This is a genomic window from Limimaricola soesokkakensis, from assembly GCF_900172345.1.
In the GTDB taxonomy this organism is placed as follows: domain Bacteria; phylum Pseudomonadota; class Alphaproteobacteria; order Rhodobacterales; family Rhodobacteraceae; genus Limimaricola; species Limimaricola soesokkakensis.
In genome coordinates this window covers 1-26,927 of the sequence record NZ_FWFY01000004.1, presented here as the reverse complement: position 1 = coordinate 26,927, position 26,927 = coordinate 1, and the positions used below count along the sequence as shown (strand labels likewise).

The following is a 26,927-nucleotide window of genomic DNA, read 5'->3' as shown; positions in this document are numbered from 1 at the left end:
ACCACCGCTCCCTCCTTTCTGAGCCCGCGACCGCCGACTTGCACCTGCCTCCCCAAGATAATGGCGGCCTCGCTTCCAGTCACAGCCTCGAAACCAGATCCTGCATTGCCGTTTGGCAGCCCCGTGTTACTGGGGGTGAAGGTAATGGAGACAGCGAGTGGACGGAGACATACAGCGGCGCGCCGCCATCCAGAATCATGCGGCCTTCCTGACCGGGACGCATGATTTTCAGGCCGACATCGAAATGCTGGCAGCCAGCGAGCTCGTGGGCACCATCCTCGAAACCGTCATGCTGGCCACCGACATGCGGTTCGCCGCCGTCGCTCGGGTGACGGCCGACCGCTGGGTCGCCTGTCGCACCGTGGACGAAGTCAACTTCGGGCTGGCCGAGGGCGACGAGATCGAAATCCAGTCGACTTTCTGCCAGTCAGTGCGGCAGACGGCCCAGAAAGTCTTGTTCAGCGATGTCGCCACCGACGAGACCTACAGGGATCACCCCATCGCGGCCAAGTTCGGCATCGTCAGCTACGCTTCCATTCCAATACATCGCAGCGACGGCACCATCTTCGGCACGCTCTGCGCGATCGACACCGTCCCGCGCGATGTGAAGCAACCGCGCGTGGTCGCCATGCTGGAGATGTTCGCGGAGACCATCGGCCGGGGGCTGGAGACCGAAGAGCGACTGGAAGCGCAGGAGCGGCTTGTCGAATACGAGCGCGAGATGGCGCGGGCCCAGGAAGAGTTCGTTGCAGTTCTGGGGCATGACCTGCGCAATCCCGTCGCCGCTCTCGTCGCCGGGCTCAGGCAACTTGACAAGGAGCCCCTACCGGAAAGGGCGCAGCAGATCCTGCCAATGATGCGTGCATCGCTCCATCGCATGAGCGACCTGATCGACAACATCATGCTGCATGCCAAGGCCCGTCTGGGCGGCGGCATCCGGATTTCCGCGATCCCGGACGCCCCCTTGGCGGACGCCATCCGACAGGTCGTCGACGAGGTCCGTGCGGCCTGGCCCAAGCAGGAGGTTTTGCTCGACCTGCACTTCGACAGGCCGATCAACTGCGATGCGCCGCGCGTGGCACAGGCGGTTTCGAACCTGTTGTCCAATGCCACGCGACACGCAGCGCATGGTTCACCGATATCGGTGCGGGGCGTGGTGCGGGAGAACGAAGTCGAGATTAGCGTCGCGAACCGCGGGCTGGCCATCCCGGAGGATGTCCAGCAGACCCTGTTCCAACCTTTCCAGAGAGGCGCGAATGCGACGAGCGAAGGTCTGGGACTTGGGCTCCATATCGCCTCCTCCATCGCAACCGCACACAATGGTCGGATTGAGGTAACCTGCAAGGACGGGACCACGACCTTCGCATTCAAGCTGCCTCTTTTTGCGCGATAGGCACTCGCACGGCTACTTGCTCTTCGGCATCGGCAGGCGACGTGCTCGGTCTTTTTGACCAAAGCCGCCCTCCGTCGAATACTTCCACGAACGGCCGGTTTGGGCCAAGACCGCCTATGCGGGGAGGGGCGGATACCGGACTTTCGCTGCACCGCACGTGGATGGCAGCTAATCGGATGCGCTCACCACCTCTTCCGACTTGGCCTGCCCTTCATTGAGAACATCGAGCAACGGGCAGTCGGGAGTATCAGACCCGGTGCAGCGGGCGATGGTCCGGGCGAGAACGGACTCGATCGCCTGAAGGTCGCGGATCTTGGCGCGGACCACGCCGAGATGGTGGCACCCCATCCGTTCGACCTCGGCGCAGGTGTGGCTGCCGCGATCAACGAGGGACAGCAGGCCGCGGATCTCTTCCATGGTGAAGCCGAGATCCCGTGCCCGCTTCACGAAGTTCAGCCGCTCGACATGCGCGGAGCCGTAGCGGCGATGGCCAGAAGAGGTGCGCGGCGGATCGGGCATCAGGCCGACGCTCTCGTAATAGCGGATCGTCTCGAGATTGCAGCCGGTCAGGCGGGCCAGATCGGAGCGCTTCAGGTCGCTCGCGGCGGCGTGATCGACCGGCATTGGATTTCTCCTTGATCCTGTAGCTACTACAGACCCTATCTTGCCTGTCATCAAGCGACAACGGGGCGACGCGATGACGGCGGAGACAATCAACACGGAACGACGGATGGGTAAAAGCCTCGACCGGACCGGGTGGGCCGCGACCGGCGCCGGGGTGCTTGGCGCGCTGGCGATGACCTCCTGCTGCATCCTGCCGCTGGTTCTGGTCAGCCTCGGTGTCACCGGCGTCTTCATCGGCCAGCTCACCGCGCTCTACGCCTACAAGTGGGTGACCTTTTCCTTCGCGGCAGCGGCGCTCGGCTATGGCTTCTGGAAGGCCTACCGACCGGTGCCCGCCAAAGACTGCGGCACCGGGACCAGCGCTCGTCCCGTGGATCGCGGTCTAATGCGCGCGCTTCTCTGGGGCGCCCTCGCCGTGGCGCTGCTGGCCCTGATCTTCCCCTATGCCGCGCCCCGCATCCTGACCTTCTGAACCGGAGTCCCCAGCCGATGAAACACCTCCTGCTCGCCGCATCGCTCAGCCTCGCACCGGTTGCGATCCAAGCCGAAGAAGCCGAGACCCGTCTCCACGTCACGGGCCTGACCTGTCCCTCGTGCAGTTACATCGTCGCCACTGCGCTCAAGCGCATCGAGACGGTGGAGATCGCGGAATTCGCCGAGGGCGAGGCCGAGGATGGCCTCTATGTATTGCGCTACGACGACCTCATCACGGATCCCGAGGCGCTGATCGCCGCTGTCACCGGCGTCGGTTACGGGGCCTCGCTTGTCTCCGGGAGTGGGTCATGAACCAGCCCGAGACGCCCTCCACCAAGAACGATCGCCTCCTGAAATACGGACTGATCGGCACCGTCGTCGCGGCGCTGTGCTGCTTCACCCCGATCTTGGTGATCCTGCTGGGCGCGGTCGGACTCTCCGCCCTGCTGGGCTGGCTCGACATCGTGCTTCTGCCAGCGCTCGCGGTGTTCATCGGCATCACCCTTTACGCGCTCTGGCGGCGCCAACGCACCAGCTGAAGAGAGAAGACATGACAGATTGCTGCACACCCAAAGGCGCCTACGACCTCGCCGTGGTCGGCGCCGGCTCGGCCGGGTTTTCGGCCGCGATCACCGCCGCCGAGGCCGGTGCGCGAGTGGCCCTGATCGGCGACGGGACCATCGGCGGCACATGCGTCAACTTCGGCTGCGTTCCCTCCAAGGCGCTGATCCGCGCTGTCGAGGGCCTGCACCACGCCCGCGCCGCGAACCGGTTCGACGGCATCGAGGCCGGGGCCCGCGTCACCGACTGGGCCGCGACGGTGGTGCAGAAGCAGGCGCTGGTGGAGGAGCTGCGCACGGCGAAATACGCCGACGTGCTGCCCCGGCACGAGAACATCGACTACATCGAGGGCCGCGCCCGGTTCGGCGACGCTGGCCAGCTAACAGTGAATGGTGCCGTCTTTCCTGCGACGAAGATCATCGTTGCGACCGGCTCCCGCCCGCATGTGCCCACGATCCCCGGTATCGAGCAGGTCGACGCCCTCGACAGCACCTCGGCGCTGGAGCTGACCGAACTGCCGGCCTCGCTGCTGGTCCTCGGCGCGGGCTATATCGGGGTGGAGCTGGCGCAACTCTTCGCCCGCGCCGGCGTCGCGGTGACGCTGGTCAGCCGCCGCGGCGTGCTGCCAGAGGCCGAGCCGGAAGTCTCTGAGGCGCTGGAGGGCTACCTCGCCGAGGAGGGTATCCGACTGGCGCGGGTCGCTGGCTACGAGAGCGTGGCACGCGAGGGAGGCAGCATGCGCCTGACCGGAACAGGCGGTGAGAACTTCGAAGCCGAGCGGCTGCTGCTCGCCACCGGGCGGGTACCGAACAGCGGCGGGCTGAACCTCGCCGCCGCCGGGGTCGAGACCGACGCGCAGGGCGGGATTACCGTCGACGCGCAGATGCGCACTGCCAACCCGAATGTCTGGGCCGCGGGCGACGTCACCGGGCGGGACCAATTCGTCTACATGGCGGCCTACGGCGCCAAGCTCGCGGCCCGCAACGCGGTGTCGGGCGAGGGGCGCAGCTATGACAACAGCACGATGCCCTGGGTGGTCTTCTCCGACCCGCAGGTGGCGGGCGTGGGGCTGAGCGAAGCACAAGCGCGGGCTGCCGGACATGAGGTCGTGACCTCGGTTCTGCCGCTTGATGCCGTGCCGCGCGCGCTCGCCGCTCGTGACACGCGCGGGCTGATCAAACTGGTGGCGGATGCGAGGAGCAAGCGGTTGTTGGGGGCACAGATCCTCGCCCCCGAGGGCGCAGACAGCATCCAGACGGCGGCGATGGCGCTCAAGGCTGGCATGACCTACGAGGAGCTGGGCGACACCATCATGCCCTATCTCACAACGGTGGAGGGGCTGAAGCTCGCGGCCCAGACCTTCGAGAAGGACGTGGCTGCGCTCAGCTGCTGCGCGGGGTGAGACCATGAGCGAAGGACCGAAACGCGATCTCCTCAGCTCGGCTCGCAGCGCCGTTCTCGCATGGTGGCTGCCGGTCGGCGTCATGGTCTTGGCAATCCCACTGCCCGATGCTCCCAAAACGGTGATCTGGGTGCTGGCCTTGGCGTGGATGGGCGGGGCCTGCCTGCTCAACGCCCGGCGCTGCGGCCGTGTGCACTGCCGCTACACCGGGCCCTTTCTGCTGGCGATGACGTTGCCGGTGCTGGTTCACGGCACCGGGCTGGTGCCGCTGGGCGAGGATGGTTGGCTCTGGCTCGGCCTCGCGATTGGTGGCGGCATGGCCGCGATCTGGGGGCTGAGTGAACGATTGCTGGGCCGCTATCGTTGAGACCGCGTTCCACACTGACCCGACCCATGAAGACCAAGGAGCAGAAATGACCGACACGCTCGACCTGATCGTCATCGGCGCCGGCATGGCCGGGATCAGCGCCGCGAAGAAATGCGCCCGCGCCGGCTGGTCCGTCGCCATCGTAGACGAGCTGCCCTATGGCGGCACCTGCGCGCTCAGGGGCTGCGATCCGAAGAAGATGCTGCGCGCCGGGGCCGAGGCGGTGGAGGCCGCGCGACGGCTCGCAGGCAAGGGTGTCACGGGCGAGACCCGGATCGACTGGCCGGCGCTGATGAAGCACAAGGAGAGCTTCACCGACCCGGTGCCCGAGAGCATGGAAAGCGGGCTGAAGGAGGCCGGGGTGCGGACGCTTCATGGCCGCGCGCGCTTCACGGCCGAGGATCGGATCGAGATCGACGGTCATGGCGAGATCGCGTTCCGCCACGCGCTGATCGCCACGGGAGCGAAGCCGCGGCCGCTGGATTTCCCCGGCGCCGAGCGGCTGATCGACAGCACCGACTTCCTGAACCTCGCCGAGTTGCCCCGCCGGATCGTCTTCGTCGGCGGCGGCTACATCTCCTTCGAGTTCGCCCATATCGCGGCGCGGGCTGGGGCGCAGGTGACGATCCTCGACCGCGGCGCGCGGCAACTGAAGATGTTCGACCCCGACCTCGTCGACATGCTGCTCGAGCGCAGCCGCGCCGCCGGGATCGAGATCGTGGCCGAGGCGGTGCTGGAGAGCGTCGAGGAGGCAGATGGCGCGCACCGCGTGGTCTACCGGAAAGCGGGCGAGAGCCATGCCATCGACGCCAACCTCGTCGTGCACGGCGCGGGTCGGTTGCCCGCCATCGACCATCTCGACCTCGCCGCTGCCGGGATCGAAACCGAGAATGGCGGCGTGAAGGTCACGCCCTGGCTGCAATCTCCGTCGAACCCGCGCATCTTTGCGGCTGGCGACACCGCCGCCTCGCCCGGCAAGCCGCTGACCCCGGTGGCGGTGTTCGAGGGCAAGATCGCCGCCTCGAACATGCTCAAGGACAAGCGGACCGAGCCCGACTACACCGGCGTGCCGAGCGTGGTCTTCACCATTCCCGAACTGGCTCGGGTTGGCCTGCTCGAGGAGGAGGCGCGCGCGAGGGGCGATGTCGAGGTGAGCTTCACCGACACCTCTGGCTGGTTCTCGCAGAAGCGCCTGGGTGAGAGCCATGCGGGCGCGAAGGTCATCACGGACAAGGACGGCAAGATCCTCGGCGCGCACATGTTCGGGCCCGACTACGCCGAGCTGATTAACGTCTTCTCCCTGGCAATCAAGCTGGGGCTGACGGCGGCGCAAGTGAAGGCCATGCCGGCAGCCTACCCGACCGGGGCATCCGACATCGGCTCGATGTTCTGAAGAACGAGCGGCCCCGCCGTATAATTCTCCAACGTCGGCTGAGGGCCGTTCCTACAGGTCACACTGTCCCACAATCGATCCAAGCGTATTTCCTTACCGGGATCGAACGCTACATATCGAAACCAGCGCTGCTTCGGTGCTGCTGCGACTCATGAAAGGGCAGTATGTTCGACACAGCGGCGCAGCCCGGCAAGGCGATCCTTCACGCGATTCCATTGCCGGCGATCATCATGACAAGCGATTTGCAAATCGTTGATGTCAATGCCGCCTTTGCCTCTGTCGTCGCCCGTGAACGAGTGACGCTATTGGGCAAGCAACTCTTCGACGAGTTCCCCTCACGGCCGGACAGTCCCAACTTGGAGGCCGCCATCCGAGCTTCCGTCCAGCGGGCCCTGGCCTCGGGCAGGACCGATGCGCTTCCGCCCGGCCGACATGACATCGTGCTCCCGGACATCGGCTACGAGACACGCTACTGGCGACTGTCGCATTCACCGATCCTCGAGGGCGAACGATCGGGCGATATCCTTCAGCTCGTCGAAGACGTCACTGCCGAGGTTACGAGCGAAAAGTTGCGAGAGGCGCGGGAACGGACGGCGGCGGAGGGGGCCGCGCTGTCGTTTTGGGATCTCAACCTCGTCACCGGTGATCTCATCAGGTCACCCGCAGTCGATCGGTTGCATGGCTTCGAGCCGGGGGAGGCCGGAGGCAACATCGAGGCCTTTCTCGATCGGGTACATCCCGACGACCGCGAGCAGGCGCGCGCGAACGCCTTTTCCGCGGCGGAGCGGGGGCCGGGCCCCACGATCCTCGAACATCGTTTGCTCTTGCCCGACGGTCGGGTCCGCTGGATCTCGGCCCGCGGAGAGATAGTGATCGGGCCGGTCAACGACGAGCCGCATCTCGTCGGCATGGTCGTCGATGTGACGGAGTTCCGCGAACAGGAGGCCGAGTTGCGCAACGCCCTCGCGAGCCAGAAGCTTCTGCTCGACGAGATGAACCACCGCGTCAAGAATTCCCTCCAAATGGTGGCAAGTCTGCTGAACCTGGAATGCGCGCGCGCCTCCGCCGAGACGCGAGGGAAGCTGCTTTCCGCCAGCGCCCGGGTGAACGCGATCGCAACCATTCATGCGAGCCTCTACCAAGACGGAGACGTGGCGAGCGTCGCGGTCGACAGCCAGTTGCAAGAGCTGTGCGAGCATCTGATCTCCTCGACCGGATGCGATATCAGGGGCATCCGCGTCGAGCTCGACGTGGCACCCCTGCGGCTTTGCCCGGACAAGGCGATCAGTATCTCGATCATCGTCAACGAGCTGGTCACCAATTCGTTGAAACACGCGTTCCACGACCGCGAGCAGGGCATGATCGAGGTCCAGCTGAAACGGGACGGCGGGGGGTCTTTGCTTCTCACGGTCCGCGATGATGGGCATGGGGCGCGGGACGGGCTCGACCGTGAGGTACGGCGCAGCTCCGGCCTTGGCGAGCGCTTGGTTCAGATGTCTGCCCGCAAGCTTGGGGGCCGAGTCGAGCATTCGCATGACCAAGGGGGATGGGAAACGACCGTTCTGCTTCCGGCAGCCGAAAGCTGAGGGACAGATGCGTGTTCTCATCGTCGAAGATGAGGTCTTCATCGCCATGGATCTCGAGGTCCAACTCATCGACATGGGCCAGCAGGTCACTGGCATCGCGGTATCGAAGGCCACGGCGCTCGAGATGGCCCGGGCCGACAGGCCGGATCTGGCGCTTGTCGACCTTCGTCTTTCGGGGCCGTCGAGTGGCATCGAAGCTGCCGCGATCATGCGGGTGGAGTTGGGTATCCCCATCGTTCTGGTCAGCGGCAGCCTGCACGAACTGACTGACGACGACTTGGCGGAAATCGCGCCCATTGCCTTGCTGGGGAAGCCATACAGCCCGACAAATCTGGCGGCCGTTCTGGCTAAGGCGGAAGGCGATTTGGGCAAGTGATCTCCCGGACGCCTTGGGCAAACGCGAGACAGAGGATTGAAACGCCAGGCACTCGGATTTGGGAGAGTACAGGTGCCGCGCCTGCGCGAGCTGGGAGGAAAGGCCTGGCGAGCCCCCGAGATGTTACCGATGGCGTTGCCGAACCGCATGCGATAGCACGAGTGAGGCAGCTGCGGAGTCTGGTACTGCTATTGAGGACTGGCATGATAGTCGAGCGCAACCAAGTCGTCGTGTCAGGCTCTCCAGAGGGCCAGCCCATCGTGTTCATTCATGGATTTGGCTGCGACCAGACAATGTGGCGTCAGGTTGCGCCGATGTTCGAAGATACGTTCCAAGTCGTCACTTACGACCTGACTGGTATGGGCAAGTCGGACCTCGCGGCCTACGACATGAAGCGCTATGCCGAACTTGAGGCGCATGTCATCGACCTTCTGTCGATCATGCAGGAACTCGATCTTGAGAACGTCGTGCTCGTCGGTCACTCGATTGGGGCCACCATCGCACTGCTTGCGGCCAACCGGGCGCCGGAGCGCGTGGCAAGCCTCGTGCTCGTTTCTCCGACGCCCTCCTTTCTCGACGATCCCGCGAACGGCTTCGGGGGCGGATTCTCCAATGCGGATCTGGCTGAGCTGATCACCTTTCTTGAAGTGAACCACCTCGGCTGGTCGACGCGGATGGCACCGACCATCGCGGGCCAGCCGGCAGGCGAACCCTCGGCGGAGGAGCTTACGCAAAGCTTCTGCCGCACCGACCCTTCCATCGCTCAGTACTTTGGTCGTGTGACCTTCTTTGCCGATGAAAGATCCGCCTTCGAGCAGGCAGCTCGGCCGGCGCTGATCCTGCATTGCAGAAACGATGCGCTGGTGCCGATGCAGGTCGCCGACTGGATGGGCGCGCGGGTACCTGGTGCGACCATGAAGGTGCTGGACACGACCGGCCATGCACCGCACATGACGGTGCCTTCGGACGTCGTCGGTGCGATGCGCGACTATCTTGCCGGCGCATGATGGCAAAGGACGCGAGCGAAGAGCGCCTGGAGACCTTGGCCGAGCTGGTCGAGGATGCGCCGTGCGGAATGGTGATCACCGACCCGCATGGGCGGCTGCGATACGTCAATGAAACGCTGAGCCGGTGGCTCGCTCTGCCGGCAAGGGCGCAAGACAGGCCCGCCCAGCTGCCCGACCTGATGACCTTGCCGGGGCAGCTGTTCTACGAGACCCATCTGGGCCCGATGATGCGCCTTCAGGGGTTCGCGCGCGAAATCGCTTGCTCGCTGAAGGTCGAGGGTGGCCCGCCGCTGCCGGTATTGATCACCGGGGTGGCCCGCTACGACGCGGCGGGAGATCCAGTCCGGTTCGACTACACGATCTTCGATGCCCGCGAACGCCGTGCTTACGAGGACGAACTGCGCCGAACGAGGCGCAAGGCGGAGGAACTGGCGGCGATCGTGCGCACGTCTCCAAATGCCATCCTGAGCGTCGATTCCACCGGTTGCATCAGCAGCTGGAACGCGAGCGCGGAACACTTGCTCGGGCGACCTTTCGACGCGGTTCTGGGGCGTCCGGTCCAAGAAGCTATTGAGTTCGAGGGTCGACCGGACTGGTTCGAACATGCCGTTGGCATCTGCGAGACCGCCGAAGACGCCAGCTTTGAAATGGTCGGTCAGCAGGGATACCACTTCGAAGTCACGGTGGCGCCCATCCAGGAGCAGGAGCAGACGCCATCGTCGCGGGGTTACTCCGTCGTGCTGCGCGACATCTCGAAACGAAAGAGGGCTGAACGTCGACTTCATCTGGCCCTGGATGAGATGAAGCATCGTGTGAAGAACACACTTGCCGTGGTCGCGGGAATCGCACGGCAAACTCTGCCTGCCGATATGCGCAGCGGCTTCGTCGCCCGGCTGCATGCGCTGTCCCGCGCACATGATGCCTTGGCGGAACAAGATCAGGAGGGGGCGGACCTGCGTGACCTTCTCGCGTTCACGGCAGAGGAGGCAGGTGGCCACGAGCGTTTCCGCATTACCGGACCAAGCGTTCTGTTGCCGCCACACCAAGTGACGAGTCTTTCGATGGCGCTGCATGAGCTTGCCACGAACGCCATCAAGTACGGCTCGCTATCGGCACCCGAGGGGCATGTGCTGGTCGAATATGATCGCGAGCGGCATGATGTAGGCCAAATTAGGCTTGTCTGGCAGGAGTTTAATGGTCCTCTTGTCGCCCCACCGACGCGTCAGGGGTTCGGCAGCAAGATGATCAACTCGGTGATCAAGGCTGAACTCTCTGCCAAGGTGCATTTCGACTACAGACCTGACGGTGTCCGGTGCGAAATCGTATTCACGCCAGGGACAGCCGAATAGGCTCATATGCAAGTACCGCCCAGCCGCGCCACTCGTCGTTGCGAATAAAGAAGTTCTATCCTCCCAATTTGCACACATCCGGTTTCCGGACATTTGCGATAAAGCCCTTTAACGGCGGCTTAGGGCCGATCGCAATCTATCATCGAAAGGCTGGAACCTGCTTTCACAGCGCATGCTCTAATTATTGGTCGAGCCCACTTACCTATCGCGCGAGAAGGTGGTCTGAGTATTCAGATCCGATCATCTGGCAAGCGAATGCCAATTAAGTCGCGGGGCTCTGGACCAGTCTTCGTGTTGCAATAGCTGCCAAGGGTGCGCGTCAGTGCTTTGCCAAAGGCCTCGGTGACCTTCCCAGTTTCGGTACGTCGCGCGATTTCTGGGAGGAGTAGGGGGCCATGAACGTCATCGAGCGACTTGATCCAGTCCACGAAGCCAAGGCCGAGTAGAAGCTGCGGAATCGGGATGATCCGCTCGGCGTCTTCCGTCTTGCCGAGGGCCTCGCTGGTGAACCCAAGGGCAAGACAGTGCACCTGGTTCCGCAGCCGCAGGCTGTTGCGTTTGAGCAGGAGGACTTCCTCGATTCGGGTGCCCACGGTGAGAAGAATGAGCGGCACCCAATAGAAGGCGTCGCGCACGATGACTGACCCGGGCTTCCAGCGGCGGTGCTCCGAGGCGCAGCCCGTGTAGATGGGACAGGTGAGGAATTGTGCAAGCCGCTCCTCGGTCCACGGCATGCGGAACTTGGGCTTGGTGACGCGAATATAGAGGGGATCGTCAGGTGTTGCTGCCTGGATTGCCTGCTCGACTTCCTTGTAGGAGAGGGCACTGGGTGCCTCTTTGCATCCGAGGTCGGAGGCCGCCTTGAAGAGACGGTTGAGCCCGTCGCGGTTGCGGCGCAGCGATGTCATGGTCAGCCGAGGCACCAGCTTCTCGACGAGGAGCGCGCGCTTTTCGAGGTCGCAAATGTCCGTCTGCGCACGGATCTCTTCGGTTGCGGCCTCGTCCGCCGCGTCGGCGATGTCGATCTCGTCCTGCTTCGTGAGCTGCCGGCGTTCTTTGACGGGGCGGCCCTCACTGCGGGCCTTTTCGGTGAACCGGTTCTTGCCGTGGCTCCGCCCTTGGCTTTTCGGCAGGCGTACCATCCAGGCAAAGAACTCTTCCTGTTTCTGTTTGGTGATCATGGCCACCGGAACGTCGCCGAGGAACTCGATCGCGACCTTGGCGATCGCGTTGATATTCCCCTTCATGCTTTTGGTGGGATAAAGCTTCAGTGCGCGCTCCCAGCATTCCGAGAGCCGGACGGGGCCGGAGGACACGAACGTGTCGACCGGGGCCGCACTGAAGCGGGCCACGAGAGGGGAAGCCTCCCTACGTGCATCCTCGCCATCAAGCGCCTTGCCTTCAATATCTTTCAAGTCGCGGAACAGGTCGACGGCGCGGCGGCCAAGGTCGCTGGGGATCGTCTCAGGCAGCGTGATGCCGAGAACCTGAGCGGCGGCTCGAAGCGGCTCTGCGACTTGGGCAAAGTCGTTGTGACGGGCGCGGCGCTTGAGCGTAAGGTTTTCCTGCTCGAGAAGCTCGATGCGGGCGTCGATCTCCTCATCGACGAGGAGGGGGCCTTGATCTTGCTCGATGAGGATGCGGGCAAGCTCCTGCCGCAACGCTTCCGTAAGAACCGCCGTGATCTTTTCGGCGGGCATGTCTTGGTAGGCGGAGTCGGGCATTATTCTTGTCTCTTCGCGCTCTACGATTGCGAGGAGACGAGCCGTCCGGCTCATCGCCTCGGATAGTAGAGCCTTGCGACGGCAAGACAAAGCCGGCCACGATCTGTGGCCGGCCGAAGTAAGGTTGCATATGGTCGGGCGAAACGTGGGGCTGTTCAGACCACCTGTACGGACAAGGTTCCAAGTCCTTCAATGCTCGCCTGCATGGTGTCGCCACGCGAGATGGCGCCGACGCCAGAGGGCGTGCCTGCCATGATCACATCCCCTGCAGCGAGGTCGAAGTATTCTGAAAGGTAGGAGATCATCTCCGGCACCTTCCAGATCATCTGGTTCAGATCGCCTTCCTGCACCAATTTGTCGTTGACCTTCAGTTCGATGCGGCCTTGATCGGGGTGGCCGGTCTGCTCCACCGGGACTAGGGGAGCGACGGGGCCAGAGCGCTCGAATGCTTTGCCGATCTCCCAAGGGCGGCCCATCTTCTTTGCGTTGCCCTGCAGGTCGCGCCGGGTCATGTCGAGAGACACTCCGTAGCCCCAGACGTGATCAAGCGCATTTTCGACGGCGATGTTTTCACCGCCGGATTTTAGGGCCACCAGAAGCTCGACCTCGTGATGCACGTCGTTGCTGTGTGGCGGGTAGGGAAACTCGCCCGAAGCATCGAGGTTGTTGGGATTCTTCTGGAAAAAGAAAGGCGGTTCGCGGTCAGGATCATGACCCATCTCGACTGCATGAGCAGCGAAATTCCGGCCGATGCAATAGACGCGGCGAACCGGAAACTGCCCCCCCTCAGACGTGGGGATGGCCGGGACAGGCGGAGTCGGGATAACGAAGTCGGTCACGTCTAGCCTCGCTGAGCTGGGATTCGAGACGACCCTAGCTGGCGCAATGACCGCGATCAATAGAAATCAATCACGATCTGATGCCCAAACAATGGCCAATCGCACATTGATCGCGATAAATCTTGACCAGAATCGGGATCAATGGTAGATATTGGTCGACCAATTCGGAGTGACATTGCTGTGGCCAATAGTGACCAGTCCAGCGATCCTACTGTTCAGTTGCGCGAGTATGTGGCGCGAGGCGGTTACGGCCCCGGTGCCAAGCTACCGCCAGAACGCAAGCTGACGGATGATCTCGGATTGTCGCGCTCGACACTGCGCAAGGCGCTCGACGTACTCGAACGCGAGGGGGTGATCTGGCGCCATGTGGGGCGCGGTACCTTCGTATCGCAGGATACCGAGGTTGAGCCTCCCGACGCGCTGGTCGATCTCGGGCGCAAGCTAACCCCTTTTCGGATGATGCGGGCGCGGGTGGCGATCGAGCCCGCAATAGCGCGGGAAGCAGCGATCAATGCTTCGGCCGAGGATATTGCTCAGATGGAAATGGCCCAGCAGGCGGCTTATTCCGCCGAAACCTGGCGCGCATACGAGAAGCAGGACGACCTTCTGCACCGTGCCGTGGCCGAGGCCGCCGACAATCCGCTGCTGTTGTATCTTTTCGATCAGCTCAACCAAGTGCGACGTGCCGTGGCTATGGGCAACGTGACCCGTCGGACGGCGCGGCCGTCGCGCGAGCACGTCAGCTTTGCCGAACACGAGGTACTGGTCGCTGCGATCCGGAATCATGACCCTCAGGCTGCCTACGAGGCGATGCGCACGCATTTGCGTTCTGTCTCGGCAAGGCTCTTCGAGGTGGGCTGAGAGGGCAGGTCGGAGAGGGTCGGCAGAATGAGAACGCTCCAAGGCGTCGGATCAGCGGATTGCGGAACTGTTTTTTTCAGGGAGGGACTTCAATGACTAAGATCACCAGGAAACTGGTAGGCGCCGTATTCGCAGGAGCGCTCACGGCCTCGGCCGCGCAGGCCGAAACGATCCGTATCGCGCTGGCGGAGACCCCGTCGGACGAAATGGCGGCCTTCTTCGTCGCACTGGACCGGGCCCGCGCGAACGGGCTCGACTACGAGTGGACCGCCTTCTCCGACGAGGAGCTTGCGATTCAGGCCGTACTGTCGGGGCAGATGGATGTCGGATTCGGCACGCCCTACTCGGCGATGCAGCGCTCGCGGGCGCCGTTGCGGATCATCTTCCAGCTTTCCAAGCTGGTCTTCTTTCCTGTCGCGACAAAGGAGTACCAGACCCTCGCCGACTTGGATGGCCAGCCGATCCTGCTGCATTCGCGCGGTGGTGGCACGGACTCGATCGCCAACGTCATCGAGGATCGCGAAGGCATAACCCTTGGCAAGCGCTCCTATGTTCCGGGCTCCTCGAACCGGGTCGTCGCCATGCTGGCAGGGCAGGCGCAGGCGACGATCCTCGACCTGGCCAACAAGAACAAGATCATCGAAGAGGCGGGCGACAAGTTCACCGCGCTGCCGATGTTTGAGGTCAACGCCAGCGACGAGGCGCTGTTCGCCAACCTAGAGTGGATGCAGAACAACGAAGAGGCGGTCGATATCTTCGTTTCCGCTTTGGCCAGCGTCTGGCGCGACATGGCCGAGGATCCAACGATCATCAGCCGCGAGACCGATCCGGATGGTCCGATCGGCGAACTGCCGGCTGAAGTGCTGGCGGGACTGGACAAGTTCTACACCGAAGCGGTCGAGGGTGGGCTTTATGATCCCAAGGGCGGCGGCCGGGTCGCCGCGCAGGCCGATCTGGAATGGTACGCCGCCGCGGGGCAGATCGAGGGCGATCCGGCTACCATGAACCTCGAGGATTATTGGTACTTCGCACCGCTCGACAAGGCTGTCGAATAGCCCTGCGATTGATCGCCCCGTCCGGCCGCGGACGCGGCTGGACGGCCTTCGAGACATCCTTGTGAGGATCGCCGCATGGACCGATACCAAAGCCATCGTTCGCTATTGCTGAAACTGCTGTCCGCCGTACTAGTCTTCGGCGCCTGGGAGGTCGCTGGGCGGATCCCGGTAAGCTACGCCTTTCCGACTTTCTTGGAATCCATGGCCGCGCTGGCGCGCATGACGTTCGATGGCACGATTTTCGTGGCATATGCCGAAACGTTGAAACCACTTTTGATCGGCATCGTCATCTCGGCGATCGTGGGCATCGGCATGGGGCTGTGGATCGGCCTCAATCTCAAGTCGGAGTGGCTATTCTCGCCGATCTTTGTCGTGATGCAGGCCGCGCCCCTTGCGGCACTGATCCCGATCCTGGTGATGATCTATGGCATCGGGCTGACCTCCAAGGTCTTCGTCGTATGCATCATGGCGATGCCCGTGATCGTGCTCAACACCAGCGGCGCGGTGCGCAACACGCCGGCCTCGCTCACGCAGATGGCCACCTCTTTTCTCGCGAAAGACCGTGATATCTTGCTCAAGGTCATTATTCCGGCGGCATCTCCGATCATCTTCTCCGGCCTGCGACTGGGCGTGTCGGCGGGCTTCATCGGGGCGATCCTGTCAGAGCTGAAGATCACGCCGACCGGCGTCGGCGACATCATTACCTACAGCCGGTCAATTGCGGATTACGAAAGCATGTACGCTGCGATCTTCTCGATCATCCTTCTGGCGGTACTGTTTCTCAACCTATTGGAAAAGCTCGAAAGCTACCTCTTTGAAGGGAATGATCGTGGTTATGTCTCAGATTGATTTGAAGATCGGAACCGCCGCCATGCCGGTCACCGACAGTGCCGTCTCCGTCCGCAACGTCTCCAAGTCCTACGGCCAGGTCGAAGCGCTGCGCGATCTTTCCCTCGAGTTCCCGCGCGGTCAGCTGACATCCCTCCTCGGACCTTCGGGCTGTGGGAAGACGACGCTGTTGAAGATCATCGCGGGGCTTCTTCCGGCCAGCTCGGGCACGATCGAGGTCGGCGGCAAGGCGGTGGTCGGGCCTGGGCCAGACCGAGCCTTCGTGTTTCAGGATTTTGCACTGCTGCCTTGGGCTAGCGTGATCCGCAACGTGGCCTTCGGGCTCGAACTGCGCGGCGTCGCCCGCTCGGAGCGCGAGGCCAAGGCCGAGAAGTATATCCGCGAGGTCGGCCTTGCGGGTTTCGAGAAGAGCTTTCCGCACGAGTTGTCGGGCGGCATGCGACAAAGGGTCGGGCTGGCGCGGGCGCTGTCGGTCGACGCGCAAGTGCTGCTTTTGGATGAGCCCTTCTCGGCGGTCGACGAACAGACCCGACGCAAGTTCCAGGAGGACCTGATCGCGCTGGTGCAGAACGAGAACAAGACCTTCATCTTCGTCACCCATTCTATCGAAGAAGCGGTCTATGTCTCGGACCAGATCGCGATCCTGCTTCCGCGTCCGAGCCGTGTCCACGAAATCATCAGGCCCTCGATTTCGCGTGCCCAGGGGCTGGGCAGCATCCGCCGCGACCCCGAGTATCTCGATATCGTCGATGAGATCTGGGCGTCGCTGCGCAGCTACGTGGAGTGAGCCCGATGACCATCCATGGATACAAGCTGCCGATGATGTCGTCCTTACTGGTCTGGGGGCTGTTGTGGGAAATCGTCGGGCAACTCGACCTGACCTTTTTCGTGCCGCCATTGTCAGAGGTGCTCGTCACTCTCTTCGGTCTCGTCCAAACCCCGGCCTTCCTCAGGGCGCTATCCACCACCGCCTATGCCTTCTGGGTGGGCGTAATCTCGGCAATCGTGATCGGCATCCCGGTCGGCATCCTGATGGGCAAGAGCCGACTGCTCGACGAGCTGCTGCTGCCTTGGGTGAACATCTTCCTCAGCGCGCCGCTCACGGCGCTGGTTCCGGTGCTGATGGTTCTGTTTGGCTTCGGGACCAAGACGATCATCATCACCACGGCGCTCTTCGCGGTTTGGATCATCATCCTCAACGCGCGGGCGGGGGTGCGTAACATCAACCGCTCGCTGGTGGAGATGTCACGCAGCTTCGGCGCCTCGCCCCTAGACGCCTTTTTCAAGATCTACTTCTGGGCGGCGCTGCCCGAAATCCTCGGCGGGGTGCGGATTGGCGTGATCCGCGCTGTGAAAGGGGTAATCATCGGCCAGCTGCTGATCTCGATCGTGGGGTTCGGCGCTTTGTTCGAGCTCTATTCGAGCAACTTCCTCATGGCAGAGTTCTGGGCTGTGTTGATCGTGCTCTTCGCGCTGGCGTTCACGCTCTCTGAATTCCTCGCGTTTCTCGAGCGCAAGGTCGCCTACTACGCCGCTTCCCGCTGATCTTCGTCGCCGCTCTCCGTGTTTTAAAGGACATCGACATGACTTTGACGCTTGCCGCACTTTTGCAGGACCACGAGGCTTCGGCGCCGGCAATCGGCGCTCCAGATCGGGAGTGGATGTCCTACGGAGAGCTGCGGGGGCTATCGTCGCTGGTTGCCGGGCAGCTGCATGCCCTGGGCATCGGGAGGCAGGACCGGGTGGCGATCGTTCTGCCCAACGGGCCGGAGATGGCGACGGCCTTCGTGACAATCGCGCAGATCGCTACTACGGCGCCGCTGAACCCGGCCTACCAGCAGGACGAATTCTCTTTCTACCTTCGAGATTTGCGCGCCAAGGCGCTGGTCGTTGCGGCACACGAGGAGGGGCCGGCGGTCGCAGCGGCGAAGGCCTGTGGCATCCGGGTCTTGCGTCTGCATGCCGACCCAGCCGCACCGGCGGGACAGTTCGAGATCACCGGCGCGGACGATCCCGGCGCTCGGCCCGAAACCGCGGCCCCAGAGCCCGGCGACACCGCGCTCATACTGCACACTTCGGGGACGACCTCACGGCCCAAGATCGTGCCCCTGTCGCAGGCCAACATCCATGCTTCGGCACGCAATGTCGCGGCCTCTCTGGCGCTCACCTCGTCGGACCGGGCCCTCAATGTCATGCCGCTTTTTCACATCCATGGGCTGATCGCCGCGGTGACGGCCTCGCTCTCGGCGGGGGCGTCGATCTGGTGCGCGCCGGGCTTCGATGCGCTACGATTCTTCGGGTGGATGGGGATGGCGCGACCGACTTGGTACAGCGCCGTGCCGACGATGCACCAGGCAATCTTGTCGCGGGCGTCGCGCAACGCCGACGTCATTGCCGCAACGCCGCTGCGCTTCGTCCGCTCCTCTTCAGCCTCGCTCCCGGCCCAGGTCATGCACGCGCTGTCAGAGACTTTCGCAGCCCCGGTGATCGAGGCCTACGGGATGACCGAGGCGACGCACCAGATGGCCTGCAACCCGCTGCCGCCTCGCGCCCAGAAGCCCGGCTCGGTCGGTATCGCCGCCGGTCCGCTGCTTCGGATCGCCCATGAGGCCGAAGATCGTCTGGTCGAGGGAACCGGGGAGGTGGTGATCTCAGGCGACAATGTGACCTCGGGTTACGAGAACAACCCCGAGGCCAACCGCACCAGCTTCTTCGAAGCCGAGGGACGACGTTGGTTCCGCACCGGTGACCAGGGCGCACTCGATCCCGAGGGCTACCTGCGGCTGACCGGACGGCTCAAGGAGATCATCAATCGCGGCGGCGAGAAGATCAGCCCGCTCGAGGTGGACGGCGTGCTGATGGACCACCCCGCGATTTTGCAGGTCGTGACCTTTGGCATGCCGCACCAGAAACTGGGCGAAGAGGTAGCGGCGGCGGTGGTCTTGAGAGAAGGCCAGTCAGCCTCCGAACAGGACATCCGTAGCTTCGCGGCTGCCCAAATGGCCGAGTTCAAGGTTCCTCGCCGGATCGTCATCCTGGGCGAGATCCCCAAGGGCGCCACCGGCAAGATGCAGCGGATCGGCTTGGCAGAAAAGCTGGGACTGGGAGCCTGACCGCGGTCGGGGCGGGGGATACATGAAGATTTGCATTTTTGGGGCCGGTGCCATCGGCGGCTACATGGGGGCGAAGCTCGCTCAGGCGGGGGCCGACGTGAGCCTCGTCGCCCGCGGCCCGCACCTGGCGGCGATCCAGAGCCGCGGGCTGACGCTGATCGAGGAGGCGGCGGAGCCGATCACCGTGCCGGTAAAGGCCAGCGCCGATCCTGCTGAGTTGGGGATACAGGACTACGTCATCGTCACGCTCAAGGCGCATTCCGTGCCCGCGGTGGTCGGCGCGATGCGACCCCTGATCGGCAAGGACACGACGATCGTGAGCGGCGTGAACGGTTTGCCGTGGTGGTATTTTCACAAGTTCGGCGGCCCCCTCGAAGGCACCCGTCTCAAGACGGTCGACCCTGGCGGCGTGCAGTGGTCGGGGCTGGGGCCCGACCGGGTGCTGGGTTGCGTCGTCTACCCGGCGGCCGAGGTCAGCACACCAGGCACAGTGCGCCATATCGAAGGCAACCGGTTCTCGCTCGGGGAACCCGACGGCTCGAAATCGGAGCGTGCGCTGCGTCTTTCGCGCGTGCTGCAGGATGCGGGGCTGAAGGCGCCGGTGCGACCAAAGCTTCGCGACGAAATCTGGATCAAGCTGTGGGGCAACCTATCGTTTAACCCGATCTCGGCGCTGACCCATGCAACGCTGGATGTGCTCTGCACCGACGAGGGGACGCGGGAGGTGGCGCGGCGGATGATGCTGGAGGCGCAAACGATCGCCGAAGCATTAGGCGTGAGCTTTCCGATCGACGTGGATCGGCGGATTGCGGGCGGGGCGGCCGTCGGTGCGCATCGGACCTCAATGCTGCAGGATATCGACGCTGCACGGCCTATGGAAATCGAAGCCTTGGTCGGGTCGGTGCGCGAACTGGGGCGGATCGTCGGGCAACCCACGCCGACCATCGACACGGTGCATGCGCTTGTGACGCTGAGGGCACGGGTGGCGGGCCTGCTGCCTTGAGCATGGTTTTCGAAGTGCGCGCTTGCCAGGGGCCAGCCGCCGCAGCCCGGTTTCACATGAGCACGCAGCAAGGAGGCCGCGTCTCCATGTCAGCGCGGCGCATCTGCTCGGCCTTGCTCGCTCCCTTTCGCAGAGGGGCATCGGTCGAAGCGCAGTCATAAGGACGTCTAACCACTTGATCTCGTAAAGCCGCGATCTCTACCACGTCCGACAGCAAGGCATTTCGCGATAGCGGTTGCCGAAAGTCATTAGGAATTAGGGAGTTGACCATGCGTTTTCTGGTAGGTGTCACCGAAAGCGGCCCTGCAGTTCATTTGGTTCGCGACGCGCGCGCATATAACCTCAGCGAGCGTTTTGACGGGGTGGGGGAGGATCTGGCTGGGCTGATCGGCAACCCCAGATTGCTGCAGCAGATTGCCGGGGCGGTGGATCTCGGCCCCGGCGTCCCGGTGTCGCATGTGACGCCAAGCCTGCCGGTTCGTCGCCCGCCTAGCATCATATGCATGGGTCTGAACTATATCGAACACATCAAGGAGGGCGGTTACGATATTCCCGACTACCCGGCGCTCTTCATGCGGGGACCAAAGTCGATCATGGCTGCCGGCGCGCCGATGGTGCTTCCACGTTGTTCGGAGAAGCTCGACTACGAGGCCGAGCTGATGGTGATCATCGGGCAGGGCGGTCGGCACATCGCCGAAGAGGAAGCGCTCTCGCATGTGTTCGGCTACACGGTCTTCAACGACGGTTCGATCCGGGACTACCAGCGCAAGACGCACCAGTGGACACCGGGCAAGAACTTTGACGACACCGGCGCCATCGGTCCTTTCGTTGTCACTCCCGACGAGTTGCCCGAGGGCGCGTCAGGGCTCTCGATCGAAAGCCGTGTCGGATCCGAGATATTGCAACGATCAAACACCGCCAACATGATCTGGCCGGTCGCCCGGGCGATTGCGATCATCTCAGAATATACTACTTTGCAGCCGGGCGATCATATTGCCATGGGCACGCCGCCGGGCGTGGGTCACGCCAAAACGCCGCCGCGCTGGTTGCGCTCGGGCGAGACAGTCGAAATCGAGATAGAGGGCATTGGCATCTGCGCCAGCCCGGTCGTGGATGAGGCCGAACCGGTTCGTAGCAAGTCGTCGGTGGCGGCGAACGCTTGAGGCTCGAAGGGTTTTCCGTGCAGTCTTCGGGAGGGTTAAGGGTACGTCTTGGTTCCAAGACCACATTCAGCACCAGTTCGCCGGTGTCCTGCCCCCCATGAAGCGCTCCGCCCACTGAGAGATTTAGGGGGTGTCCGCAAACCGTGTTGGTCGGCTATGCGGGAGCTTCCTGCCGTTCGCCGCGAGTGCTCGATTTGCGCTGCGGCTGCGAAGGCACTCGGAAAAGAGGGCGGAGAGCCGTCATTCGCTGCGAACCCCGCGGGCGACGGCTTCGCGGACGCTTCTTGCTGTTCGCCGTGAGCGCGCAATGCAGCCAAGGATAATCGTGAGGGGCCAACCATGCTGATCCGTCACGTCACGAAGCTTGGCAACACATCTCCGACTCCGATCAGGCCCGGCCATCGTGTCTGCTTTTCAAAGGTCGCCAGAGGGAGTAGGCATCCCAATCTTTGGAGATCTGGGACAAATCATGGCGCAAAATGCCACCATTTACAAAGCTGAAATTTCAATCTCAGACATGGATCGTCACTATTATGAGACCCACAAACTAACCATTGCCAAGCATCCCTCAGAGACGGATGAACGGCTGATGGTGCGCATTGTCGCTTTTGCGCTAAATGCTCATGAGCACTTGGAAATGACGAAGGGGCTTTCAACGGATGACGAGCCAGACATCTGGCAGAAAAGTCTGAGCGGCGAGCTTGATGTGTGGGTGGCCTTGGGTCTTCCAAGCGAGAAGGTGATGCGTCAATCCTGTAGCAAGGCCTCCAAGGTGATTGTCTATCCCTATGGTGGCAGGACTGCCGATATGTGGTGGGACAAGATGAAAAACAGCACCACCCGTTTTGATAATCTTCAGGTAATAAGTTTCTCCGCGACCGACACAGGCGCTCTGGCAAAACTGGCAAGCCGCGCGATGAAGCTCCAGATCAATATTCAGGACGGCGATGTGATGGTCAGTGTTGATGAGAGCATCGTTTACGTTACCCCCGCAAAATGGAAGAGTGCTGCGTAATTCTCCGTTGCCCGCCGCAGTGATTGACTTGGGTTGCGCAGTTGGTTTGCCCCCACTGAAGTGCTCCGCCCACTGAGATAGATTTATCTCGTCAGGAGGGGACGAAGCGATGGGTGGAAAGCGCGAGAAGCCCAAGGACATCGTGCTGAAGCTGCGGCAGATCGAGGTGCTGCACGGCCAAGGCATGCCGGTTGCCGATGCAGTGCGTCAGGTCGGGATCACACAGCAGAGCTACTACAGGTGGCGGCGGCAATACGGCGGCATGAGCCGGTCTCAGCTGAAGCGGCTGAAGGAGCTCGAGTAGGAGAACCAGCGGCTTCGACGGGCGGTCTCCGACCTGACGCTCGACAAGCTCATCCTGGCCGAGGCGGCGCGGGGAGTGAGGACTGTCACGGAAACGGTCCGGGGGACCGTTTCAGGCTTGTACGGGCGAAGCCCCTGCGCCCCTCGCGCCGCCGCCAATGCATCGACCATGTGCGGCAGTCGCTTGGCAGCGAGCCTTGTCCGCCATTGATGGAGTGGATGGCTCCCGCTCCCGGCATCGCAATGTGCCACATTGGGTGCTGTCATGCTGAACCCATGAAGGGAGCCATCCATGGAACAGCCTATCACGATCGGCGTCGATCTCGCCAAATCGGTCTTCCAGCTTCACGGCGTTGATGCCGAGGGCGCCGTCGTTCTCAGGCGTCAGCTGCGGCGCAGCCAGATGCTCGAGTTCTTCCAGAACCTGCCACCCTGCCTCGTCGGGATGGAAGCCTGCGCCGGATCCCATCACTGGGCCCGCGCCCTTGGCCGGTTCGGCCATGATGTTCGCCTGATGCCACCGTCCTACGTCAAACCGTATGTTCGGCGCGGCAAGACTGACCGGGCCGACGCGGCCGCGATCTGCGAGGCGGTCACACGGCCCTCGATGCGCTTCGTTCCGGTGAAGAGCGAGGAGACGCAGGCGCTGCTGCTCTGCCACAAGGCCCGCGAGTTCCTGGTCCGTTAGCTCACGCAGATCACCAATGCCATCCGGGCCCAACTGGGCGAGTTCGGCATCGTCGTGGCCAAGGGCGTCCACAACATCGGCAGGCTGCTGGAGGCCGGAGACCGCGCCGATCGTCCGGCTTCTGCGCGACAGCCGCTCCGCCTGCTGGCCGAGCAGTTCTTTCAGACCAAGGAGAAGATCGATGAGCTGACCCGGGAGATCCGCCGTGAGGCTGAGGCCAGCGCACCGGCACAGAGACTTCAGACCGTCCCCGGCATCGGCCCGATCACCGCAACCGCGCTGGTGGCGACCTTGCCAGACGTGACGAGCTTCCGGACCTCGCGCGATCTGTCCGCCTGGCTCGGTTTGACGCCAAAGCCGCATTCGAGCGGCGGCAAGGAACGGCTGGGACGCATCTCGAAGATGGGCAATCGCTACCTGCGTCGTCTGCTGTATCTTGGCGCCATGGGCGTCATCACGTCTCGCCGACGGGGGCAGCCTGGCGAGGACTGGTTGTGGCGGATTTTGCAGCGGAAGACCGCGAAGCAGGCCGCCATCGCCTTGGCCAACCGCATGGCCCGGATCATCTGGGCACTGCTGAGAAATGGGACGGAATACGAGGCCGTGCGCGCAGCCTGAGAGCTACGAGGCCCTTGGCCTCGGACGAAATGGTGAGGTGCAAGGTGGCATGATGGCCAACTGAGGGACATATCGCCGGAATACCCTGTTCGGACCGGAGCGCCTTCGAGCGCGTGCCATTGATCGGGATCAAAGGCGAGACGCGGAGTTTCATCAAGGCGCGCAGCCTTCGAGCTGCAATCTCGACGCCGAATAAATGGCCGCAACCGACCAGTCGCCGGAACGCCACAGAAGCCCTTGCCACGCGGGAGCCATCCATAAATGGTTCGAGCACAATGGCGAGTGACGAGTTCACGAAGGAGGCGCTGATGATCCGCGTCGACAGGAAGCTCGACTCCACCGACGTGGTGGATGTCCTGACGGACCTGTTCATCCTGCGCGGGCCGCCCGAGTTCATTCGCTCCGACAACGGCCTCGAATTCGTGGCCACGAAGGTGCGGGACTGGATCGAAGCCGTAGGCGCCAAGACCGCCTTCATCGAACCCGGATCGCCATGGGAGAACGGCTACTGCGAGAGCTTCAACGCCCGCTTCCGCAACGAGCAGCTCGACGGAGAGATCTTCTGCACGCTGCGCGAGGCCCAGATCCTGATCGAGCGATGGCGGAAGCACTACAACACCGTCCGGCCCCACAGTGCCTTGGGCAACTGCCCGCCCGCGCCGGAAATCGTCGTGCCCGTCGACTGGAGGCCGACCATGCACTAACAATTAATCTGGAGCACTCAGGTGGGGCAGCTCAGGGTTTCATGGCCCAAGATACAGCTCCGCTCTGCGATGTCACAATAGCGGCGAGGCGCTTGGCGGCCGGTAATCCACAGGTTTGTAAGCTCAGCTGCAGCACGCCAAGCGCTCCACGCCGGACCAGCGTGCGAAGCAGTTGACGGCGCCACGTATAGACGGCGCCTCTTCGGAAGACATGGTTCATTGCGGTCATGCCGCCCTCCATCGAGAGCAGGCCGTCCGAGATCCCCGTCATCCAGTGCTGCACCGTGGTGTGACAGCTCTGTATGACATCCCCAGTCACGTTTCGGGGCATCAACAATATCAATGACTTGGAGAAAACCTGGCTGGGGTGGTAGGATTCTATACTAAGTTACTGATATAAATTAAAAATATGGCATAACGGAGTATATGATGTCAATCGCCGGGCATGCAAAACGCCTTCTGTGTCACAAGCTGTGCCACAGTGCATCCGACCATTCGAAAGCAGCACTCGAAGGCTATTTGTAAGAGATGACCTCACTGGCTGGAGTAGGCGAAAAGGACGTGTTGAACAGTAAATCCCGGACCGTTGCCGCAGTCCGGACTGAGATCCCCTGAACGGACATTCCCACCCCTCGCTGCGAGCGCTTGATAGGTGCTGTGCCTGCCAAGCTACGGGTAAGAACGGCGGGAAGCAGTCATTCGCTGCGGCATAAGCGAATGACTGAATTGGCCGATCTGCGACATCCCCTTAGCGAAGCGACCGGTCGTCCAAGGCGGACCGAGAGCACGCTCGAGATACCAAGCGGTGCCGACCTCATTCACGACGCTCCGATTGGCCTGCACCGCAATGGCAAGATTTATGAACTACCGCACCTGCCGGCCCTCTTTCAGCCACGCGGCCGCATCCTTCCCGAGCTCCTGCTCTGCACGCTGATCATACGCGTCTGATAGGTCGGACGGCAGCCGGTCCTTCCAACGCCCATTCGTGCCCTTGTAGATGAAGCTCCGCGCACCGCCCTCCCAGAACGCGCCGCCGAGCGGGACCGAGGCCGCCGCGTTGCACTTCATGTAGTCGAAGGAGCAATGTTCGATGATCCGCGCGCGTGAATCTTCCGGGATGGGGATCTCGAGAAACGCCGCGATGCGCTCCAACTCGCCTTCGAAGTCGCGCTTCAGATCGGCGAAGTGCACCATCAGCACGTTGGGCAGGCCGCGGATCTCCCACCACGACCGGACATTCTCCCAGAACGGCCAGAACGGCGCCCCGTCATTCTCGAGCCAGTGGCGGAAATACGCGACGGGGTCCTCGTGCGGCGGCCCGATCTCGGGGCCGACCAGGCCGGGGGTCTTGTTCAGCGCATCATACCAGGCATGGTTGGCGGTCGAATGGTGGTTGTGCATCGACCACATCACGTCACGCCCGTCCCGGCCGATGTAGATGTATTTCGCCTTCGACGACATGCGGAGCGCGTCGACCGGCAGGTGAGTCTTGAGGAACCGGCGGTGCGTCTGGGCCTCGACCTCCGGCAGCTTGACTTGCTTGGGCGGCACCCGCAGATCGAGCCAAGGCGACATCTCGGCCACCGGTAGCGCCTCCGCACCCTCGAAGATCAGCTGGCTGACGATCTGCTGCATCCATGTGGTGCCGGACTTGGCATAGGTCGAGATGACGATGTCGTCGTCGCGAAACACGAGGTCGTTCCAGATCGTGCTGTCGAAATGATGGTTGTGCATCTCGCGCGTCTTGACTGGCATCCGGTGCTGCGTAGCGGTGGTCATGGTGGTTTCCTTTCTTGGCATCTGCATGGCCGTGGTCGGGCCCGGCACCGCGCGAGATTGGTCAGCGCTCCACGCCACGGGCGGGGAAGGCGACGTGGCGCAGGAGCTTCATCCCATCGGGCGTGTTCTCCGCGACCAACACGTATTCGCCCGGCAGCGTGGCCCCGCCCATCTCGGGCGGCAGCGTCACGCTGTAGGTGCCGATAAAGAGCGTGTGACCCTCGCCCAGCGGGACCCTGTCGTCGATCTCGGCCGTGAAATCCGCGACATCCGGAAAGTCTGACAAGCTCCTTGCGATGCTCTCGGCGCCCTCGAAGCGGCCGCCGGTGGAAGGCATGTAGACTGCGGAGTCCGCGAGGTGCGGCGCGAGCGCATCGTCCTCGCCGCCGAGGGCCTGGGCGAAGGCCTCGATCAACTTCGCCTCTTCAGCCTCGATTGAATCGGCCGCGACCGGAAGGGTGAGAGCTGCCATGGCGAGGGCGGCCAGGATTGTTGTGCGAAGCATGGTTATCCTCTTAAGGTAATGCCTGCCGCCGCGTCATGCGGCGCCAGGGTCTACCATCGAGGATCATGCGACAGACCGTTTTCGAGTAGCTCATCCGTCGCAGAACCGTCCTGCGGGAATGCAGACGCGCTTGGGGGAGTGGGTTTCATGTTCGACTGGGACGATATTCGGCTATT

25 protein-coding genes and 3 pseudogenes are annotated in these 26,927 nt (G+C 63.0%); 23 read left to right on the top strand and 5 right to left on the bottom strand.

Annotated elements, in window-relative coordinates:
* The first annotated feature begins 157 nt into the window (after positions 1-157).
* Positions 158-1,393: a GAF domain-containing sensor histidine kinase gene (locus LOS8367_RS07785; protein ID WP_242665534.1), complete on the top strand. Its 1,236-nt coding sequence runs from the start codon at positions 158-160 to the stop codon at positions 1,391-1,393.
* A gap of 168 nt (positions 1,394-1,561) precedes the next feature.
* On the opposite strand, the gene LOS8367_RS07780 is transcribed toward LOS8367_RS07785, so the two are convergent.
* Positions 1,562-2,017, bottom strand: coding sequence for a MerR family transcriptional regulator (locus LOS8367_RS07780; protein ID WP_085895938.1), 456 nt, complete (start codon positions 2,015-2,017; stop codon positions 1,562-1,564).
* Positions 2,018-2,090: 73 nt separating this feature from the next.
* On the opposite strand from LOS8367_RS07780, the gene LOS8367_RS07775 reads away from it, so the two are divergent.
* The 10 genes from LOS8367_RS07775 (at position 2,091) to LOS8367_RS07730 (ending at position 10,532) form a co-directional block, all read left to right on the top strand.
* Entirely contained in the window at positions 2,091-2,489 is a 399-nt protein-coding gene (locus LOS8367_RS07775; protein WP_207569239.1) for a mercuric transporter MerT family protein, read from the top strand.
* 17 nt (positions 2,490-2,506) lie between these two features.
* Positions 2,507-2,803, top strand: coding sequence for a heavy-metal-associated domain-containing protein (locus LOS8367_RS07770; protein ID WP_085895936.1), 297 nt, complete (start codon positions 2,507-2,509; stop codon positions 2,801-2,803).
* Positions 2,800-3,030 carry a mercury resistance system transport protein MerF gene (gene merF, locus LOS8367_RS07765; RefSeq protein ID WP_085895935.1) on the top strand — a complete coding sequence of 77 codons (231 nt, stop codon included), beginning with the start codon at positions 2,800-2,802 and terminating at the stop codon, positions 3,028-3,030. Before LOS8367_RS07770 ends, merF begins: the two co-directional genes overlap by 4 nt.
* Positions 3,031-3,041: 11 nt before the next feature.
* Positions 3,042-4,454: a mercury(II) reductase gene (merA, locus tag LOS8367_RS07760; RefSeq protein WP_085895934.1), complete on the top strand. Its 1,413-nt coding sequence runs from the start codon at positions 3,042-3,044 to the stop codon at positions 4,452-4,454.
* A 4-nt stretch (positions 4,455-4,458) separates the two neighbouring features.
* The gene (locus LOS8367_RS07755; RefSeq protein WP_085895933.1) at positions 4,459-4,821 is read left to right on the top strand and encodes a hypothetical protein; all 363 of its coding nucleotides are present in this window, start codon (positions 4,459-4,461) and stop codon (positions 4,819-4,821) included.
* A 46-nt stretch (positions 4,822-4,867) separates the two neighbouring features.
* Positions 4,868-6,214, top strand: a complete 1,347-nt coding sequence (locus LOS8367_RS07750) for a dihydrolipoyl dehydrogenase family protein (protein ID WP_085895932.1) — start codon at positions 4,868-4,870, stop codon at positions 6,212-6,214.
* Positions 6,215-6,378: 164 nt separating this feature from the next.
* Positions 6,379-7,800 carry a sensor histidine kinase gene (locus LOS8367_RS07745; protein WP_085895931.1) on the top strand — a complete coding sequence of 474 codons (1,422 nt, stop codon included), beginning with the start codon at positions 6,379-6,381 and terminating at the stop codon, positions 7,798-7,800.
* Between the two features lie 7 nt (positions 7,801-7,807).
* Positions 7,808-8,176 carry a response regulator gene (locus tag LOS8367_RS07740; RefSeq protein WP_165761416.1) on the top strand — a complete coding sequence of 123 codons (369 nt, stop codon included), beginning with the start codon at positions 7,808-7,810 and terminating at the stop codon, positions 8,174-8,176.
* Between the two features lie 203 nt (positions 8,177-8,379).
* Positions 8,380-9,183, top strand: coding sequence for an alpha/beta fold hydrolase (locus LOS8367_RS07735; protein ID WP_085895929.1), 804 nt, complete (start codon positions 8,380-8,382; stop codon positions 9,181-9,183).
* Positions 9,184-9,218: 35 nt separating this feature from the next.
* Positions 9,219-10,532, top strand: a complete 1,314-nt coding sequence (locus LOS8367_RS07730) for a sensor histidine kinase (RefSeq protein WP_207569238.1) — start codon at positions 9,219-9,221, stop codon at positions 10,530-10,532.
* Positions 10,533-10,762: 230 nt separating this feature from the next.
* On the opposite strand, the gene LOS8367_RS07725 is transcribed toward LOS8367_RS07730, so the two are convergent.
* Complete coding sequence (locus LOS8367_RS07725; protein ID WP_085895927.1) at positions 10,763-12,256, bottom strand: site-specific integrase; 1,494 nt, start codon at positions 12,254-12,256, stop codon at positions 10,763-10,765.
* 155 nt (positions 12,257-12,411) lie between these two features.
* Entirely contained in the window at positions 12,412-13,095 is a 684-nt protein-coding gene (locus LOS8367_RS07720) for a fumarylacetoacetate hydrolase family protein (RefSeq protein WP_085895926.1), read from the bottom strand.
* Between the two features lie 141 nt (positions 13,096-13,236).
* On the opposite strand from LOS8367_RS07720, the gene LOS8367_RS07715 reads away from it, so the two are divergent.
* From LOS8367_RS07715 to LOS8367_RS07660, 12 genes and pseudogenes are all read left to right on the top strand, one after another.
* Complete coding sequence (locus LOS8367_RS07715; RefSeq protein ID WP_085895925.1) at positions 13,237-13,956, top strand: FadR/GntR family transcriptional regulator; 720 nt, start codon at positions 13,237-13,239, stop codon at positions 13,954-13,956.
* Positions 13,957-14,048: 92 nt separating this feature from the next.
* Positions 14,049-15,011 carry an ABC transporter substrate-binding protein gene (locus tag LOS8367_RS07710; protein WP_085895924.1) on the top strand — a complete coding sequence of 321 codons (963 nt, stop codon included), beginning with the start codon at positions 14,049-14,051 and terminating at the stop codon, positions 15,009-15,011.
* Positions 15,012-15,086: 75 nt separating this feature from the next.
* On the top strand, positions 15,087-15,860 hold the full coding sequence (locus LOS8367_RS07705) for an ABC transporter permease (RefSeq protein WP_085895923.1): 774 nt from the start codon (positions 15,087-15,089) through the stop codon (positions 15,858-15,860).
* The gene (locus tag LOS8367_RS07700) at positions 15,847-16,647 is read left to right on the top strand and encodes an ABC transporter ATP-binding protein (protein ID WP_085895922.1); all 801 of its coding nucleotides are present in this window, start codon (positions 15,847-15,849) and stop codon (positions 16,645-16,647) included. Before LOS8367_RS07705 ends, LOS8367_RS07700 begins: the two co-directional genes overlap by 14 nt.
* A gap of 5 nt (positions 16,648-16,652) precedes the next feature.
* Entirely contained in the window at positions 16,653-17,405 is a 753-nt protein-coding gene (locus LOS8367_RS07695; protein ID WP_085895921.1) for an ABC transporter permease, read from the top strand.
* A gap of 38 nt (positions 17,406-17,443) precedes the next feature.
* On the top strand, positions 17,444-18,973 hold the full coding sequence (locus tag LOS8367_RS07690; RefSeq protein ID WP_085895920.1) for an acyl--CoA ligase: 1,530 nt from the start codon (positions 17,444-17,446) through the stop codon (positions 18,971-18,973).
* A 22-nt stretch (positions 18,974-18,995) separates the two neighbouring features.
* The gene (locus LOS8367_RS07685; RefSeq protein ID WP_085895919.1) at positions 18,996-19,976 is read left to right on the top strand and encodes a 2-dehydropantoate 2-reductase; all 981 of its coding nucleotides are present in this window, start codon (positions 18,996-18,998) and stop codon (positions 19,974-19,976) included.
* A 269-nt stretch (positions 19,977-20,245) separates the two neighbouring features.
* Positions 20,246-21,139 (top strand): fumarylacetoacetate hydrolase family protein, encoded by an 894-nt coding sequence (locus LOS8367_RS07680; RefSeq protein WP_085895918.1) that lies wholly within the window; start codon positions 20,246-20,248, stop codon positions 21,137-21,139.
* A gap of 469 nt (positions 21,140-21,608) precedes the next feature.
* A complete protein-coding gene (locus LOS8367_RS07675) occupies positions 21,609-22,154 on the top strand; it encodes a YaeQ family protein (RefSeq protein ID WP_085895917.1) in 546 nt (181 codons plus the stop codon).
* 109 nt (positions 22,155-22,263) lie between these two features.
* A pseudogene (locus tag LOS8367_RS18650) lies at positions 22,264-22,637 on the top strand (transposase); the annotation flags it as partial.
* Positions 22,638-22,749: 112 nt separating this feature from the next.
* Positions 22,750-23,763, top strand: a pseudogene (locus LOS8367_RS07665) (IS110 family RNA-guided transposase).
* Positions 23,764-24,047: 284 nt separating this feature from the next.
* Positions 24,048-24,467: pseudogene (locus LOS8367_RS07660) on the top strand (integrase core domain-containing protein); the annotation flags it as partial.
* Positions 24,468-25,331: 864 nt separating this feature from the next.
* Here the strand turns inward: LOS8367_RS07660 and LOS8367_RS07655 are convergent.
* Positions 25,332-26,246, bottom strand: a complete 915-nt coding sequence (locus LOS8367_RS07655; RefSeq protein ID WP_085895915.1) for a sulfotransferase domain-containing protein — start codon at positions 26,244-26,246, stop codon at positions 25,332-25,334.
* A gap of 61 nt (positions 26,247-26,307) precedes the next feature.
* Positions 26,308-26,751: a YybH family protein gene (locus tag LOS8367_RS07650; protein ID WP_085895914.1), complete on the bottom strand. Its 444-nt coding sequence runs from the start codon at positions 26,749-26,751 to the stop codon at positions 26,308-26,310.
* Positions 26,752-26,927: the final 176 nt, after the last annotated feature.

What these genes read in the sequence shown, in the direction of transcription:
- LOS8367_RS07710 (WP_085895924.1), top strand. Translation starts at nt 14,049, where the DNA reads ATGACTAAGATCACCAGGAAACTGGTAGGCGCCGTATTCGCAGGAGCG.
- LOS8367_RS07700 (WP_085895922.1), top strand. Translation starts at nt 15,847, where the DNA reads ATGTCTCAGATTGATTTGAAGATCGGAACCGCCGCCATGCCGGTCACC.
- LOS8367_RS07680 (WP_085895918.1), top strand. Translation starts at nt 20,246, where the DNA reads ATGCGTTTTCTGGTAGGTGTCACCGAAAGCGGCCCTGCAGTTCATTTG.
- merA (WP_085895934.1), top strand. Translation starts at nt 3,042, where the DNA reads ATGACAGATTGCTGCACACCCAAAGGCGCCTACGACCTCGCCGTGGTC.
- LOS8367_RS07770 (WP_085895936.1), top strand. Translation starts at nt 2,507, where the DNA reads ATGAAACACCTCCTGCTCGCCGCATCGCTCAGCCTCGCACCGGTTGCG.
- LOS8367_RS07755 (WP_085895933.1), top strand. Translation starts at nt 4,459, where the DNA reads ATGAGCGAAGGACCGAAACGCGATCTCCTCAGCTCGGCTCGCAGCGCC.
- LOS8367_RS07690 (WP_085895920.1), top strand. Translation starts at nt 17,444, where the DNA reads ATGACTTTGACGCTTGCCGCACTTTTGCAGGACCACGAGGCTTCGGCG.
- LOS8367_RS07695 (WP_085895921.1), top strand. Translation starts at nt 16,653, where the DNA reads ATGACCATCCATGGATACAAGCTGCCGATGATGTCGTCCTTACTGGTC.
- LOS8367_RS07740 (WP_165761416.1), top strand. Translation starts at nt 7,808, where the DNA reads ATGCGTGTTCTCATCGTCGAAGATGAGGTCTTCATCGCCATGGATCTC.
- merF (WP_085895935.1), top strand. Translation starts at nt 2,800, where the DNA reads ATGAACCAGCCCGAGACGCCCTCCACCAAGAACGATCGCCTCCTGAAA.
- LOS8367_RS07650 (WP_085895914.1), bottom strand. Translation starts at nt 26,751, where the DNA reads ATGCTTCGCACAACAATCCTGGCCGCCCTCGCCATGGCAGCTCTCACC.
- LOS8367_RS07685 (WP_085895919.1), top strand. Translation starts at nt 18,996, where the DNA reads ATGAAGATTTGCATTTTTGGGGCCGGTGCCATCGGCGGCTACATGGGG.
- LOS8367_RS07725 (WP_085895927.1), bottom strand. Translation starts at nt 12,256, where the DNA reads ATGCCCGACTCCGCCTACCAAGACATGCCCGCCGAAAAGATCACGGCG.
- LOS8367_RS07715 (WP_085895925.1), top strand. Translation starts at nt 13,237, where the DNA reads ATGGTAGATATTGGTCGACCAATTCGGAGTGACATTGCTGTGGCCAAT.
- LOS8367_RS07780 (WP_085895938.1), bottom strand. Translation starts at nt 2,017, where the DNA reads ATGCCGGTCGATCACGCCGCCGCGAGCGACCTGAAGCGCTCCGATCTG.
- LOS8367_RS07750 (WP_085895932.1), top strand. Translation starts at nt 4,868, where the DNA reads ATGACCGACACGCTCGACCTGATCGTCATCGGCGCCGGCATGGCCGGG.
- LOS8367_RS07745 (WP_085895931.1), top strand. Translation starts at nt 6,379, where the DNA reads ATGTTCGACACAGCGGCGCAGCCCGGCAAGGCGATCCTTCACGCGATT.
- LOS8367_RS07655 (WP_085895915.1), bottom strand. Translation starts at nt 26,246, where the DNA reads ATGACCACCGCTACGCAGCACCGGATGCCAGTCAAGACGCGCGAGATG.
- LOS8367_RS07705 (WP_085895923.1), top strand. Translation starts at nt 15,087, where the DNA reads ATGGACCGATACCAAAGCCATCGTTCGCTATTGCTGAAACTGCTGTCC.
- LOS8367_RS07775 (WP_207569239.1), top strand. Translation starts at nt 2,091, where the DNA reads ATGACGGCGGAGACAATCAACACGGAACGACGGATGGGTAAAAGCCTC.
- LOS8367_RS07735 (WP_085895929.1), top strand. Translation starts at nt 8,380, where the DNA reads ATGATAGTCGAGCGCAACCAAGTCGTCGTGTCAGGCTCTCCAGAGGGC.
- LOS8367_RS07675 (WP_085895917.1), top strand. Translation starts at nt 21,609, where the DNA reads ATGGCGCAAAATGCCACCATTTACAAAGCTGAAATTTCAATCTCAGAC.